The organism is Geobacter sp. FeAm09, from assembly GCF_008330225.1.
Taxonomy (GTDB): domain Bacteria; phylum Desulfobacterota; class Desulfuromonadia; order Geobacterales; family Pseudopelobacteraceae; genus Oryzomonas.
Map to the genome: position 1 here is coordinate 1425136 of NZ_CP042466.1, position 13864 is coordinate 1438999.

The window sequence follows — 13864 nt, forward strand, 5'->3', positions numbered from 1 at the left end:
AGTGATAACCTTGTGCCCGGAATGACTCTCGAGGAGGTTCCGCTGCCGGACTACTGCGTCTTCATACTCCGTTTCCTGGTCTTTGCCGCCGTGCACTCCCTCTTTGCCACCACCGGGGTCAAGGGAGCCGTTGCCCGGCTGTGCCACGGCGAGCCCCGGGGCTACCGCCTTGCCTACAACCTGTCCTCCCTGGTGCTGTTCGGCTGGGTGATGGCCGCTTTCCGCTCATCGCCGGTACTCTATTTCGCCCCCGGCGTCTGGAGCCTGGTCATGTATCTGGGACAACTCGTCTGCGCGGTGATTCTGGTGGATTGCCTGCGCCGGACCGGGGCGGGCGACTTCCTGGGCATCAGCCAGTTCGGCGCGGGCCGGGCCGAAAGCCCCCGCCTGGTTACCGACGGCTACTATGCCATGGTGCGCCACCCCCTGTACCTCTTTTCCACCGCTTTCCTCCTGCTCAACCCGGTCATGACCGCCCAGTGGCTCCTTTTGACCTGCCTTGCGGCGGCCTATTTCGTCGTCGGCGGCTTGATCGAGGAGCGCCGTCTTCTGAAGGAATTCGGGGACGAATACCGCCGCTACCGCCACCGGACCCCCTTCATCATCCCTGCGGTCAGGGTCAGGCGACCGCATTCACCCTGATGGTCACATCCTTGACGCCCTGGATGGCCGAGACGCTCTCCAGGGCGTCAACCGCCAGCTCCCGCCCGTGCAGCTTGAGCTGGAATTCGTAGACCAGGAGCCCCGCAACCGGACGCCGCTCCATGCCGAGCAGCGTCATCCTGTAGCCGCCCGCCTGAACCGCCTTGGTAATCCGTTCCAGTTGCCCGCTGCTGTCGTCGCTGTGGACCGTGAGGATGGCATAGGTGTCCCGGGAGAGCATCCCCTCGATCTTTTTCAGCGCAATAAGGCTTACGAGGGCAATGGCGGTCACCAGGGCCGAGAGCGCGAACAGCCCGACACCGCAGGCGACCCCCACGGCCGCGGCGACCCAGAGGCAGGCCGCGGTGGTCAGGCCTCGCACCGACGTCCGTTCCCTGATGATCGCGCCGGCCCCCAAAAAACCGATTCCCGTCACGACCTGGGCCGCCACCCGGCCGGCGTCGATTCCCACCGGCACCATGCCGCCGAAGTTGCCGAAGGTGCGGTAGAAACTGATGGACACGGCCACGAACAGGGCAGAGCCGAGGGATACCAGCAGGTGGGTCCTGAAACCGGCCGGCCGGCCGTGAATTTCCCGCTCCAGGCCGATGAGCGCACCGAACAGAGCCGCCAGCAGGAGGCGTCCCGTCATCTGGTAGTCGAAGTCAACGGGCAACATGGCAATGGGCGTCATGGTACGTCCGTATCGGGTCCGATGGCGACCGTCAGCACAAGCCGCCGCGTCTGCCCGTGGAGGGAGATGGCCAGGGGAATCCGCACGCTGCCGTCGGCCAGGGGCACCGCCTCATCGGCCAACGTCACCTGGAGATCGACCAGGGATTCGGTTTCCGGCGGCAGGGGGGCAGCGGTCTCCTCTTCAGCGGTGGCGGGGGGAGGGGGGCTCTGAGCCGGCGGCGCATCGACGGGGCTGTCCGACCGCGCGGGCGGCTCGTGGGATGGGGGCGGTACGACCTGGGGGGCTGCCACGGAGGAGGGGGGGAGGGGAGCCGGTTCGGCGTGCAGGGTATGTTCCTCCCCGACCCGCTCCATGATCTGGCGGGAGAGGGCCGAGAAGGTTTCCAGCACCCCCTCGCCGTTCAGCGCGGTGGAGAGGCAGGCCGTGAGGTGCTCAACCTCCAGCAGGGCCGCGGTTGCCTCCGCGTTCGCCGCCTCGGCCCGATCCGCCTTGTTCACCTGCAGAACCGCCGGCATGTCGTTCAGGCTCATGCCGTATGAGGCCAGGTAATCGCGCAAGCGCTCCACACTCTGCCGCCCCGCCGTGGCGGCCTCTGCGGCGTCCGCCACCAGCACCACCCCGTCGGCCCCCTTGAGGGTCATCTTCCAGGCCGCCGGATTGACCACCCGACCCGGCAGGGTATAGATGTGGAAACGGATGCGATAACCGCCGAACACCGGTTGCTCGAACGGGCAGAAGTCGAAGAAGAGCAGGGAGCCGCCGCTGGCCGGCAATGTTTTCAGTTCGCCGCGCAGCGATGGCTTGATCCTTTCGTACAGGTAGTGCAGGGAGGTGCCTTTGCCGGCCCCTTCATGCCCGTAGTAGACGATCTTGGCGTTGATCTCGCGTTTGGCGTTGTTGATGATGGCCATTCCAGCTCCCGGTTCTTCCATCGAATATGTTCATAGCAGATGAGTTGTTTCGTTTCCTGTCTGTTTCCGGCAGCCACCCGGCGCTTAACGCTTCTTGTTGAGCAGTATGCGTCGCGCCTGGGTTGAGATGACCGATGAAACATTCTTGCTTTTGGCGTAGCCGGCAATATCCTTATCACTCAGGGTGGGGAGGTAGCGCAACGCGTTCTGGACCGGCGTACGGTGATTGTCCACCAGTGCCTTGCGGATGCTGTAGTTTTTGACCCATTCCTTGTTGGCGCAGATCAGTCGCATGATCTCGTCGTTCTGGATGCCCGATTTCAGCAGGGTCACGACCTCGGCCTCGGTCATGCGCGGGTTTTTGACGACGCTTCCCGAAACGAGCTTGTTCGAATCCTTGACCAGGATCGAACGCCATTCCTTGTCGCCGGTCAGGGCCATCTTGATCTTCTCGGCAATGCCCATCACCTGGGCCATCTGGTACTTGCTCTGGAACTCCTCCCCGGTTTCATCCACCGGGTCATCGCCCTCTTCTTCCGGTTCTTCAGGACCTTGGGAGCCGGCGGCAGACGGCGCGACACCGCCCCGCAGGAGGAGCGCCCTCTCCAGAAAAGAACGGGCCGGTGCGGAAAGCTGCTCGTTCCCCAGGAGCGCTTCCGCGATGCCCTGCCGCTGATGATGGACCTTGGCGATGGCATCCAGGAGCGCCGGATGAGCCGCGGGCGAACAGGCCACGGCGAACAGCGTCTCCTCGGGCAGCAGAGAAAACGCCGCCTGCGCTGCCGCCTTGACCGTGGCGTCTTCATCCCTCATCAGGCAGAAGACGAGCATGAACCGGTCGAACGGCTCAAGGCCCGGGGCATTGCCGAGGGACTGGAGCCGCTCCCCGGCGCTGAGCCCCGGACGAAGGCAGGCCGCCACGGGCGGGGATATTTTCAGCTTGATCGTCTCGGCCATAATCCTCGTATTGTATGCGGTTGCGCACATCGTGCCGCCCGGGACGGGGACAGCCGCGTTCCTTCCCTGTCCGTGACACCGGGGCATACCGGGGAAGACCCCGCAGCACGCCCCGGCGCATCGGCGCCTACGGGTGGGACAGGGATGCCTTGATGCCGAGCCCCTTCAGTTTTTTGAGCACCGCATCGGCCTTTTTCCGGTCGCTGAACGTACCGGCCACGAGGGTCTTGGACGGTATGGACACCTCGGCGTGTTTCACGGTCAGGTTGATGCCGGCCGCGGCCAGGCGCTCCCTCTCGGAACCGGCCCGGTCGGGCAGCAGGTAGGAACCGGCATACACGGCAAATTTGCCCCCCTGCTCCAGGATGAAGGCATCGGAGGTGTAGCGTTTCAGTTTGTCCAGTTCCGGTTGGGCCGCCGCGCGGCTCGGGTATTCTCCGGCAAGGAGGCGGTTCATGGCTGTCTTCTTGCGCCCCGCCTGTTTGACCGCGGTTTCGACCCCGGCGCCTTTGGCCCGCGACAGGTCTTTCGCCATGGCCTCTTCAAGCACATAAGTGCCCACCACGACCGTCCAGGGGCCGGCCTGTTTGGCCGGTGCCGCTTTCGGTTGTGCCGTATCCTTTTTTGCCGCCGTCGGCGCGGCATTCCTGGCCGGCACTGCGGCGCCGGCCGGGCCCTTGGCGGGTGCTTTGGCGGCTTCGGCCGGTTTTTTGTCGCTCCCCGGCGCCGGTGCAGGCTTCTTCACCGCGCCGGCGGGCTGCTGTTTCGGGGCGGGAGCCGCCTTCTTGTCCTCCGGCTTGGCCGTGGCCGCCGGTTTGTTGGGCGCTGGTGCCCCGGGGGCCGCTTTTTTCTCGGGAGGTGCCGGTTTCTTTTCGGGAACCGCAGTTTTGGCCGGTTCAGGCTTGGGAGGTTCCACTTTCGCTCCGGGTGCCGCCTTGGCGGCAACGGGGGGCTCGGCCGACGCCACCTTCTGGGCTTCGGGCGCTGCGGCATTCTTCTGCGCTCCCGGAGCGCCTGCCGTTTCGTCCTTGGCCGGCTGGCCATCGCGGGGCGGCAGCGGTTTCTTCACCACCTGGGGCGCCGGGGCCTCGGCCTGCTTCTGCTCCTGCTGCGGTTTGATCAGGCCGGTGAAGAAATACAGGTACGCAAAAGCCGCCACTAGGATCAGCAGCACAACCAGCAGCATATTCTGTCTGCTCTTTTCGGCCGGTGCCGCCGGCGCTGGCTCCTTGGAATCGTTACCGAACTTGAAATCCATGAAAAACCTCCGTTGAATATTTAACCCGCGCTCATGTCACGTGCGGTTGGTTCTTACGCCTCATTCCGGCTTTGGGGGCCGCAGCCGTCGTTGCGTCTTCTCGGTGCAGGCCTTGCCGCACCTGCGCCGCGCCCCCCCCGCATCACCAGAACAGCCCGGAATCACTTCCCTGGCGAACCGCACGGGACATACGGGGTTACTCCTTCTTGACGGCCTGGGTCTCGGCAATCACCTTTTGGGACAGGTGCGTCGGCAACTCCTCGTAATGGGAGAACTCCATGCTGAACAGGCCCCGATCACTGGTCATGGACTTGAGATCGTTGGAATAGGCCAGCACCTCGGACATGGGCACGATGGCGCGGATAATCTGGGAGTTGGCCTTGGGCTCGACCCCGACCACCTTGCCGCGGCGGGAGTTCAGGTCGCCGATCACATCCCCCATGCTTTCGTCCGGCACGGTCACCTTCAGGTTCACGATCGGTTCCAGAAGCACCGGCTTGCACAGCTCCATCGCCTTTTTGAACGCCATGGAGCCGGCCACCTTGAAGGCCATTTCCGAAGAATCCACCGTATGGAAGGAACCGTCGTAGAGCGCGACCCGGAAATCCACAACCGGGTAGCCGGCCAGGTACCCCTCCACGGCGGCCTCCTGGATACCCTTGTCCACCGCCGGGATGTACTGGCGCGGGATGACGCCGCCCACGATCTTGTCCTCGAACTGGTACCCCTCGCCCCGGCTGGTGGGGGACATCTCGATCCAGCAGTCGCCGTACTGCCCCCGACCGCCGGACTGTTTCTTGTACTTGCCCTGAACCTTGCTGGAGGCGCGGATCGTTTCCAGATACGGCACCTTGGGGGTTTTGAGCACCACCTCCACGCCGAACTTGCGCTTCAGCTTCTCCACGATCACCTCCAGGTGCACCTGGCCCATGCCGGAGATGATGAACTCCTTGGTCTGGGGGTCGCGGTGCGACTGCAGGGTCGGCTCCTCCTCGATCATGCGGTGCAGGGCACCGTGGATCTTGTCCTCGTCGGCCTTGGTCTTGGGGGCGATGGCATAGGAGATCACCGGCTGGAGCTGCTGGGCCGGCTCGTACACGATCGGTTTGGCGGCATCGCACAGGGTGTCGCCGGTTATGGTCTCCTTGAGTTTGGCCACGGCCACGATGTCGCCGGCCACCGCCTGTTTGATCGGGCGCTGCTTCTTCCCTTCCAGTTCATAGATCTGCCCGATGCGCTCTTCGATCCCCTTGGTGGAGTTGAGGATGGTGGTGTCGGAGTTGAGCACCCCCGAGTAGATCCTGAAGATGGTTATCTTCCCCGTGTAGGGGTCGGACGTGGTCTTGAACACCAGGGCCGAGAACGGTTCCTTTTCGTCGGGGGCGCGCTCTGTCGTCGCGCCGCTCTTGGGCTCGGTCCCCATCGCCTTGGTACGGTCCAGGGGCGATGGCAGATAGGCGCAGATGGCGTCCAGGAGCTGCCGGACCCCGATGTTCTGCACGGCAGAGCCGCACAGGACAGCCGTAAAGGTGTTGCGCATGGTGCCGACCCGCAGGCCGTCGATGATCTCCTCCACGGTCAATTCGCCGCTGTCCAGGTATTTCTCGGTCAAGGCGTCGTAGGCCTCGGCCACGATCTCCACCATGTGTTCGCGCAGGCGTGCGGCCTCATCCCGGTATTCGGCCGGTATCTCCCCTTCGGTGCAGACCCCGGAGCCGTCCTTGGGATAGAAGCAGGCCTTCATGTGGATCAGGTCGATGATCCCGGCGAACTTGTCCTCCGCGCCTATGGGCATCTGGATCGGTACCCCCCGCGCTCCCAGGGCCTTTTCCATGTCGTCGATGGCCCGCAGGAAATTGGCCCGTTCCCGGTCCATCTTGTTGACGAAGGCGATGCGGGGAATCTCGAACTCGTTGGCCCACCCCCAGATCTCCTCGGTCTGCGCCTTGACGCCGGAGATGGCGGAGAGGATGACGACGGCGCAGTCCAGGGCGCGCATGCAGGCGCGGGTATCGGCGATGAAGTTGCCGTAGCCGGGGGTGTCCACGATGTGGACGGAATGACCGTTCCATTCGCAATGGTCCAGGGCCGAGGTGATGGATATCTTGCGCTTGATCTCCTCAGGCTCGAAATCCATGGTGGAGGTGCCGTCATCGACCCGCCCCAGGCGGTCGATCATGCCGGCGTTGAACAGAATCGCTTCGGACAGCGAAGTCTTGCCCGCCCCGCCGTGTGCGATGATCCCCAGGTTCCGAAGTTTGCTCGTGTCGTACTGTCCCATTGCATAGCCCCCTTAAAAATGAGATATCCTCTGCGTAGCTGCCACTTCACCGCTGTTCGTACAACTGTGTGTGTCTGCACAAGAAAGATGTATCTGCCGTCTCAAAAAGGCATTCCGGTTTTTCCGCCACGGCGCTCCGGGGGGCGCGCTGTGGGGTCGTGCCGGAATCAGCTGTTGCGTTCGTACAGTATTCTCAGTCCCTCCAGGGTAAGGAATTCGTCCACCTCGTCGATGGTTTTGGATTCGGGTGCGATCAGGGGCGCCAGTCCTCCGGTGGCGATAACCCGGAACTTCTCCCTTGATTCCAGGCGCATATGTTCCACAATCCCGTCCACCAACCCCACGTAACCGAAGAAGATGCCGGCCTGCATGGAGTTGACGGTGTTTTTGGCAATGATGTGGGGCGGCTTGGCGATGTCCACGCGCGGGAGTTTGCTGGCTCGCTGAAAGAGCGCTTCCAGGGAGATGGCCAGGCCGGGGGCGATGGCGCCGCCGCAGTACTCGCCGCGGGCGCTGATATAATCGAAGGTGGTGGCGGTGCCGAAGTCCACGATGACCAGGGCGCATTTGTGCTTCTCGTATCCCGCCACGGCGTTGACGATACGGTCGGCCCCCACCTCCCGCGGGTTGTCGTATTGGATCGGCATGCCGCTTTTGATTCCCGGGCCGACCACGTAGGGGGTCAGGTTGAAGAAATCCCGGGCAATGGCCTCCATCACCCCGGTGAGCGGGGGGACGACCGAGGAGATGATGGCGGCGGTTATGGCGTGGAACCCAAGGCCGGCCTGGCCGAACAGGCTGTGCAGCAGGACCGCGTATTCGTCGGACGTGCGCGACTTGTCCGTGGAGAGCCGCCAGTTGCGCACGAGCTTTTGCCCCTCGTAGATCCCCAAAACGATATTGCTGTTACCGACGTCAATCACCAGGAGCATTTCAGAGCACCCTCACATCCCCGCTGAGTATTCGTTCGATCGTGCCGTCCGAGTGGCGCACCAGCAGGGCGCCGTCGCCGTCGATGCCGGCAAAGAACCCCCGGACGTCGTCGCGGCCGTGGTTGCTGACCAGTACCTCGCGGCCGTTGGCATTGCAGCGTTCCTGCCACTCCCGGCGCACCTGGGCGAAGCCGTGGTCGAGAAAACCGGCATAGAGCCGGTCCAGTTCGTTCAAGAGACACGCCGTGAACCGCGCCCGGCTGACCCTGCTCCCCGTTTCCATGAGGAGCGAGGTGGCCGGGTGGCGCAGGTCGCCGGGAAACTGGCCGGCCGTCATGTTCAGGTTGACGCCGATCCCCAGGATGACGAAATTGATGCCGTCGTTGATGCCGTCGGTCTCGGCGCTCATCTCGTTGAGCAGTCCGGCCACCTTTTTGCCGCCGATCAACACGTCGTTGGGCCACTTGATCTCCGGTTTGAGGCCGGTGGTCTGTTCGATGGCCCGGGCGGTGGCGACGGCGGAGAGGAAGGTGAGCTGGGGGGCCTCAAAGGGTTTGATCCGCGGGCGCAGGATGACCGAGCAGTAGAGGTTGGCACCCGGCGGAGACGACCAGACGCGCCCCAGGCGTCCCTTGCCCTTGCTCTGCTCCTCGGCGGTGACCACCGTCCCTTCGCCGGCACCCTCTTCCGCCAAGCGGAATGCCTCGGAATTGGTGGAGGTCGTGGTGGCCAGGTTGACCAGCCGCGTGCCGATGAGCGTGGCGTTCAGGTGTGCGCCGATCTCCTCGGCCGCCAAGGTGTCGGGTGACGAAAGCAGCCGGTACCCCTGGGAGGGAACCGCCTCCACCTGGTATCCCGCGCCCCTGAGGGCCGAGATGTGTTTCCAGACGGCGGTGCGCGAGACGCCCAGTTCCCTGCTCAACTGCTCGCCGGAGACGAACCCGCTCTGTTGCCGGAAAAGTTGCAGGATGGTGGCTGCCTTCTTGTGCATTGAACGACTCCTGCAGGGTTCGCTGCGGGTCAATCCAGCAGCATGGAAATATCCATGGCCCGGGCCGAATGGGTCAGGGCGCCGACGGAAATGATATCGACCCCGGTCTCGGCGATGGCGCGCACCGTCTCCAGATTGACGCCGCCGGACGCTTCCACCTGCGCGCGGCCGGCAATGGTCGTCACGGCGGAACGCATGTCCGCGAGGCTCATGTTGTCCAGCATGATGATGTCGGCGCCGCTGGCCAGAGCCTCCTCGACCTGGGCCAGGGTCTCGGTCTCTATCTCGATTTTCAGGGTGTGGGGGATAAAGGAGCGGGCCCGGGCGATCGCCTCCCGGACGCCGCCGGTGGCTGCGATATGGTTTTCCTTGATCAGGACGCCGTCGTAGAGGCCGGTCCGGTGGTTGATGCCGCCGCCGACGCGCACGGCGTATTTTTCCAGCTCCCGCAGGCCGGGGGTGGTCTTGCGGGTATCGACGATGCGTGCCCCGGTTCCCGCCACCGCCGCCACGTAGCGCGAGGTGAGGGTGGCGATGCCGCTCAGGCGCTGGAGCAGGTTCAGGGCCACCCGTTCGCCCATGAGCAGGTCGGCCGTGGTGCCGCGCACCGTGGCGATAAGAGCCCCCCTGGCGGCCGGCGCCCCCTCCGCCAGGCAGACATCGAACTCCATGGCGGGGTCGAGGCGCTTGAAGACCCGCTCGGCCACGAACAGTCCGGCCAGGATCATCTCCTCCTTGGCGATCAGGCGGGCCGAAGCCCGACTGTCGGCGGGGATCAGCGCCTGGGTGGTGATGTCGCCGGTATGGATGTCTTCGCGCAGTGCATGGTCTATGAGGTTGTCGAGTGAGAGCATCATCTGTGAGTTCACCTGAATGGGGGAAATATGCCTATTCCTATATCACAGGTGGAAAGGCGTATCAACCGCAAAACCGGCGCGTTGGAGACCGTGTTTGCCCGTCTACTTTGCAATTGACGGGAAACGCCCCCTCCTGTATAGTAAACCGCTTGAAAATCCAATTTAATCTTATCATAGAGGAGTGGTTAGAATGCAGAAGCACATCTCAGCGTATGTTCTCGCGGTTATTCTACTCACAGCCGTCTGCGCCGCTGCAGTCGAAACCAAGGACATCAAGTTTTCCTTCAAAAACGCGGCGCCGGTTGTTTTCAGCCACGAGCGACACCTGCTCAAATACAACAACAACTGCAAGATGTGCCATAACGCCCTCTACGATCTGAAGACCCGCCGCCATTTCACCATGGCCGAGATGGAGAAGACCAAGTCCTGCGGCGCCTGCCACAGCGGGGTCAAGGCTTTCAGCGTGGCGAGCGAAAAGGATTGCGTCAAGTGTCACAAGGGCAAGACCCAGGACAAGGTCTACAAGGTCAAGGGGGTGTCCGACGCGGTCTTCGGCCATGCGCTCCACGTCTCCAAGACCGGCGGCGCCTGCCGGACCTGTCACAGCGGCAAGATCTTCAGCGGCAAGACCAGGGGCGTCACCATGGCCGAGATGGAAAAGGGGCGGACCTGCGGCGCCTGCCATAACGGCACCAGGGCCTTCACCGTCGCCGGCAACTGCGACCGCTGCCACAAGGGGCTGAAACCCCGGGAGATCACCTTTACCCTCAAGGATACGGCAGCGGCGACCTTCAGCCATTCGTTCCATACCCAGGCATACTCCTGCAAGGATTGCCACACCAAAACCTTCCCCTACAAAGCGGTTTCCGGCAAGGCCACCATGGCCGACATGGAGAAGGGCAAATCCTGCGGGACCTGCCATAACGGCAAGGACGCTTTCGCCGCCAGCGGCGACTGCGGCAAGTGCCACAAGGGGATGAAGCCGGCCAGGATCGCGTTCAAAACCTCCGCCGGCGAGGCCGTTTTCAGCCACGAGTTCCATCTCCAGGCGTACAAGTGCGCCGACTGCCACACCAAGGTGTTCCCCTACAAGGCGGTGACGGGCAAGGCCACCATGGACGACATGGCCAAGGGCAAATCCTGCGGAACGTGCCACAACGGCAAGGAGGCCTTTGCCTCCAGCGGCGACTGCGACAAGTGCCACAAGGGGTTCAAACCGCGCACCATCACGTTCAAGACCGATGCCGGCGACGCCACCTTCAGCCACGACTTCCATACCCAGGCATACAAATGCGTGGACTGCCACACCAAGGTGTTCCCCTACAAGGCGGTGACGGGCAAGGCCACCATGGCCGACATGGAGAAGGGGGCCTCCTGCGGGACCTGCCACAACAAGGACAAGGATGCCTTCTCGGTCAAGGACGACAAGCTTTGCGCCAAGTGCCACAAGATGTAACGTCAGGACTGCAAACGGTATGAAAAAGGGCGTCCTTCCCGGTTGGGGAGGACGCCCTTTCTGTCTCTGCAATGCGAACCCTGTTGGCCGCGCGCTACTCGCCCTTGCGCTGGTCCACCAGGTACCGGCTCCCCTCCGACTCCTTGGCCAGTTTCTTCAGTTCGGCGGCCACCTCGGCCACCTTGGCCACGTGCCGGATCTTGTCCGAGTTCATGGGGACGGCGGCGATGGAGATGGAGAGCAGGGGGATCTTTTCCATCTCCCCCTTGCGGTTGGTGCCGTTGTAATACCCCTGCCGCTTGGTGGCTTCGTCGAACAGGTCCAGCACGATCTGGTCGAAGTGATCGATGATGGTCCCGCATACCGATTCCACCTGGGTCAGGGAGACGATGAAGACGAAATCGTCGCCGCCGATATGCCCGCAGAAACCGCCGCCCGCATCGCGCACGGCGTTGAACATGATGCGGGCCAGCATCCTCAGCACCTCGTCGCCGTGGGAAAAGCCGAAGGCGTCGTTGTACGGCTTGAAATGGTTGATGTCCACGTGGCAGACCGCCTGAGGCTTGCCCATGGCGTCCTCGATGGCCCGCTGGATGGATGTGTTGCCCGGCAGCCGCGTCAGGGGGTTGTTGTCGAAGATGCGCCTGAGGCGGGAGAAGGAGAGCGCAATGCGGCAGAAAAGTTCGCTGAAGTTGAGGGGGAGGAAGGCAAAATCGTCCAGGGGATAGGTTTCCCACGGGAAGGAGTCGTAATCCCTGCTCGACACCAGGCCGATGATCGGGATGGTGCTGAAGAAGCTGTCGCTGCGCAGGGCCGTGACGATCGTGGATCCCGCGTTGCTGTCCGAGGCGAGGTCGATGATCAGAAGGTCGGGCGGGTCGGAATAAAAGGCGCCCAGCACGCCGTCGATATACGACATGCCGGTGGCCTGGTGCCCCCTGCTTTGCAGGCGCAGTTGCAACTGGGAGATGAGCTGCGCGTCGGAGGAGACGAGGGCGATCCTAATAGGTGGCAGCATTATCGACGCCCTGCTGCAACTCCAGGCTGAAGTTCTTGACCTCCACCAGTTTGTCCTCCAACTCCTCGACCAGGTCGGCAATGATCTGCTCGTCGAGCTTGAGGGTATCCCAGGCGGCCTGCTGGATCTGGGGGACATAGCCGTCGCCGCTGTCGCCGAAGCCGCTGGCCTTGATCAGCGCGTCGGCGATATGCACCACAGCGGTCTTGATGCGGTGGTTCCCCGACGCCGCCACATTGTGGTGGCAGTTGATCGGTTCGCTCAGCTTATCCGGCAGGAACCAGCTCTTGGCAAGCCATCCGCCCACTTCGGCGTGATCCGTGTCGATGACTTCCTGCTCCGCCTCCCGCATATGGACCCGCTTTTCCCCGATGACGCGACGGACCTCCCGCTCGGCCTCGCTGCATTTGAGGCTGATGATGACCTTGCCGATATCGTGCAGCAGTCCGGCGGTGGCGATCTCCTCGCACTCCGGCAGGCCGAGCTTGGTGGCGATCAGGTTGGAGGCCACCCCGACCCCCAGGGAATGCTCCCACAGGCCGACGCTGTTCTTCTCCATGATCTCGAAAATGGATGAGGAAAGGGCCAGGCTTTTGACCACGTTGACCCCCAGGAGGATCATGGCGTTGGAGATGGTCGAAACCCGGTAGAAACCATAGGAGGGGGAGTTGGCCAGCCTGAGGATGCGCGCGGAAAGCACCTGGTCCGAGGAAACGATCCTGGCCATCTCCTGTACCGATGATTTGTCGTTGTCGGACAGGGAGTTCAGTTTGCTGATGACACCGGGCAGGGTGGGGAGCGTTTTGGTGTCCATGATGATTTTTTTCAGTTCATTCCGCTTTTCGTCCACCAGATTCTCCCATGGAACGTTTCAGATACTCGGCATAGATGTCGTAGACTTTTGCCATCAAGGGATCCTGACGAACCTTTTCAAAGCGGGTGTCAAGATCGCGGAGCGTCTCTTCGAGCGTCCGGTCTCCTTCCGACCAGACGGGATGCCCCTCCACATAGACGGATTGAATGTTCAGATTCTCCAGCCGGGCAATGAGCGAATCCGTCAGTTCCGTATCCTTGCCGCAGATGGGGATGCCGTTTGCGGACTCGGTGCGAAAGACGTCCCGCGCGAGTACCATGCCCACTTTGGCGGCCATGAGGGGTATTTTCTGCATTGAGGTCGCTGTCCTTGCCTGATGGTTGAATTTGCTAAGCGATTGTTAATAAAACAGGATTAAGCATGATAGCCAAAAAAGGCCCTAACGTCAATCTGTTCATTGGCGGAGCAGGACTTTCGTACCCTGGAACAGATAATACCAGACAAATCGGCAGAGTTCGAGTAGCAAACTCAAAAAAAAGATTCCAACTGCCGTGGCTGTTGCGTCGGTGCGGCAACTTTGCGCTTGCCCACCCACACGACGCCGGTGCCGGTTTGCATGACGATCTTGCGTCCCAGGTGCCCCCCCACGTCCCAGGCCTTGATCGGTATGGCGTATTCATCCAACAGCTGATTGGCCAGGATGACGTTGCGGTCGCCAATCATGAATATCTCGTTGCCGTTGCCGCCGCCGTTGACGTTTGCCCCCCCGAAAACCTTTGCCACGAGATGCTTTTTCGAGCAGCCGAGCGCCAGCATCTTGTGCAGGAGTTTCTCCACGGCGATGTTGCCGTACCGGGGGGTCGCCAGGCCCTCGCCGTTCCAGAGCGGCAGCATGAAGTGATTCATGCCCCCCACGCGGGCCACGGTATCCCACAGGCAGACCGAAACGCATGACCCGAGCACGGTACTGACCTGGTAATCGCGCAGGTCGGCAAAGAGGGTGCCGGGGAACAGAAAGTGCCTGTTTGGAGTGTCTTCCCTATTCATGGA

General features: G+C 62.7%; 14 protein-coding genes. 2 read left to right on the forward strand and 12 right to left on the reverse strand.

Features of this window, described 5'->3' with window-relative positions; translation table 11 throughout:
* Positions 1-21 precede the first annotated feature (21 nt).
* Positions 22-642: an isoprenylcysteine carboxylmethyltransferase family protein gene (locus tag FO488_RS06680; protein ID WP_149209841.1), complete on the forward strand. Its 621-nt coding sequence runs from the start codon at positions 22-24 to the stop codon at positions 640-642.
* On the opposite strand, the gene FO488_RS06685 is transcribed toward FO488_RS06680, so the two are convergent.
* The 8 genes from FO488_RS06685 to nadC form a co-directional block, all read right to left on the reverse strand.
* Entirely contained in the window at positions 620-1336 is a 717-nt protein-coding gene (locus tag FO488_RS06685) for an MgtC/SapB family protein (RefSeq protein WP_240732205.1), read from the reverse strand. The two genes, FO488_RS06680 and FO488_RS06685, sit on opposite strands and share 23 nt — an antisense overlap.
* On the reverse strand, positions 1333-2250 hold the full coding sequence (locus FO488_RS06690) for an ATP/GTP-binding protein (RefSeq protein WP_168205932.1): 918 nt from the start codon (positions 2248-2250) through the stop codon (positions 1333-1335). Before FO488_RS06690 ends, FO488_RS06685 begins: the two co-directional genes overlap by 4 nt.
* A gap of 84 nt (positions 2251-2334) precedes the next feature.
* Positions 2335-3237, reverse strand: coding sequence for a hypothetical protein (locus FO488_RS06695; RefSeq protein ID WP_168205933.1), 903 nt, complete (start codon positions 3235-3237; stop codon positions 2335-2337).
* Positions 3238-3334: 97 nt separating this feature from the next.
* A complete protein-coding gene (locus tag FO488_RS06700) occupies positions 3335-4465 on the reverse strand; it encodes an SPOR domain-containing protein (RefSeq protein ID WP_149209844.1) in 1131 nt (376 codons plus the stop codon).
* A gap of 196 nt (positions 4466-4661) precedes the next feature.
* On the reverse strand, positions 4662-6746 hold the full coding sequence (gene fusA / locus FO488_RS06705) for an elongation factor G (RefSeq protein WP_149209845.1): 2085 nt from the start codon (positions 6744-6746) through the stop codon (positions 4662-4664).
* A 167-nt stretch (positions 6747-6913) separates the two neighbouring features.
* Positions 6914-7678 (reverse strand): type III pantothenate kinase, encoded by a 765-nt coding sequence (locus FO488_RS06710; RefSeq protein ID WP_149209846.1) that lies wholly within the window; start codon positions 7676-7678, stop codon positions 6914-6916.
* Position 7679: 1 nt separating this feature from the next.
* Positions 7680-8669 carry a biotin--[acetyl-CoA-carboxylase] ligase gene (locus tag FO488_RS06715; protein WP_149209847.1) on the reverse strand — a complete coding sequence of 330 codons (990 nt, stop codon included), beginning with the start codon at positions 8667-8669 and terminating at the stop codon, positions 7680-7682.
* A gap of 29 nt (positions 8670-8698) precedes the next feature.
* Positions 8699-9523 carry a carboxylating nicotinate-nucleotide diphosphorylase gene (gene nadC, locus FO488_RS06720; RefSeq protein ID WP_149212102.1) on the reverse strand — a complete coding sequence of 275 codons (825 nt, stop codon included), beginning with the start codon at positions 9521-9523 and terminating at the stop codon, positions 8699-8701.
* A 193-nt stretch (positions 9524-9716) separates the two neighbouring features.
* Between nadC and FO488_RS06725 the strand changes: the two genes are divergently transcribed.
* Entirely contained in the window at positions 9717-10982 is a 1266-nt protein-coding gene (locus tag FO488_RS06725) for a cytochrome c3 family protein (protein WP_168205934.1), read from the forward strand.
* 94 nt (positions 10983-11076) lie between these two features.
* Here the strand turns inward: FO488_RS06725 and FO488_RS06730 are convergent, their stop codons facing one another.
* The 4 genes from FO488_RS06730 to FO488_RS06745 all read right to left on the reverse strand — a co-directional run bounded on the left by FO488_RS06730 (position 11077) and on the right by FO488_RS06745 (position 13861).
* Entirely contained in the window at positions 11077-12000 is a 924-nt protein-coding gene (locus FO488_RS06730) for a diguanylate cyclase domain-containing protein (RefSeq protein WP_149209848.1), read from the reverse strand.
* Positions 11984-12850, reverse strand: coding sequence for an HDOD domain-containing protein (locus FO488_RS06735; RefSeq protein WP_149209849.1), 867 nt, complete (start codon positions 12848-12850; stop codon positions 11984-11986). Before FO488_RS06735 ends, FO488_RS06730 begins: the two co-directional genes overlap by 17 nt.
* Positions 12831-13169 (reverse strand): hypothetical protein, encoded by a 339-nt coding sequence (locus tag FO488_RS06740; protein ID WP_149209850.1) that lies wholly within the window; start codon positions 13167-13169, stop codon positions 12831-12833. Before FO488_RS06740 ends, FO488_RS06735 begins: the two co-directional genes overlap by 20 nt.
* Before the next feature lie 173 nt (positions 13170-13342).
* Positions 13343-13861: a chemotaxis protein CheD gene (locus FO488_RS06745; RefSeq protein ID WP_149209851.1), complete on the reverse strand. Its 519-nt coding sequence runs from the start codon at positions 13859-13861 to the stop codon at positions 13343-13345.
* Between the last annotated feature and the right edge of the window lie 3 nt (positions 13862-13864).

Coding starts and splice junctions, on each gene's coding strand:
- FO488_RS06680 (WP_149209841.1), top strand. CDS start 22: ATGACTCTCGAGGAGGTTCCGCTGCCGGACTACTGCGTCTTCATACTC.
- FO488_RS06685 (WP_240732205.1), bottom strand. CDS start 1,336: ATGACGCCCATTGCCATGTTGCCCGTTGACTTCGACTACCAGATGACG.
- FO488_RS06690 (WP_168205932.1), bottom strand. CDS start 2,250: ATGGCCATCATCAACAACGCCAAACGCGAGATCAACGCCAAGATCGTC.
- FO488_RS06695 (WP_168205933.1), bottom strand. CDS start 3,237: ATGTGCGCAACCGCATACAATACGAGGATTATGGCCGAGACGATCAAG.
- FO488_RS06700 (WP_149209844.1), bottom strand. CDS start 4,465: ATGGATTTCAAGTTCGGTAACGATTCCAAGGAGCCAGCGCCGGCGGCA.
- fusA (WP_149209845.1), bottom strand. CDS start 6,746: ATGGGACAGTACGACACGAGCAAACTTCGGAACCTGGGGATCATCGCA.
- FO488_RS06710 (WP_149209846.1), bottom strand. CDS start 7,678: ATGCTCCTGGTGATTGACGTCGGTAACAGCAATATCGTTTTGGGGATC.
- FO488_RS06715 (WP_149209847.1), bottom strand. CDS start 8,669: ATGCACAAGAAGGCAGCCACCATCCTGCAACTTTTCCGGCAACAGAGC.
- nadC (WP_149212102.1), bottom strand. CDS start 9,523: ATGCTCTCACTCGACAACCTCATAGACCATGCACTGCGCGAAGACATC.
- FO488_RS06725 (WP_168205934.1), top strand. CDS start 9,717: ATGCAGAAGCACATCTCAGCGTATGTTCTCGCGGTTATTCTACTCACA.
- FO488_RS06730 (WP_149209848.1), bottom strand. CDS start 12,000: ATGCTGCCACCTATTAGGATCGCCCTCGTCTCCTCCGACGCGCAGCTC.
- FO488_RS06740 (WP_149209850.1), bottom strand. CDS start 13,169: ATGCAGAAAATACCCCTCATGGCCGCCAAAGTGGGCATGGTACTCGCG.
- FO488_RS06745 (WP_149209851.1), bottom strand. CDS start 13,861: ATGAATAGGGAAGACACTCCAAACAGGCACTTTCTGTTCCCCGGCACC.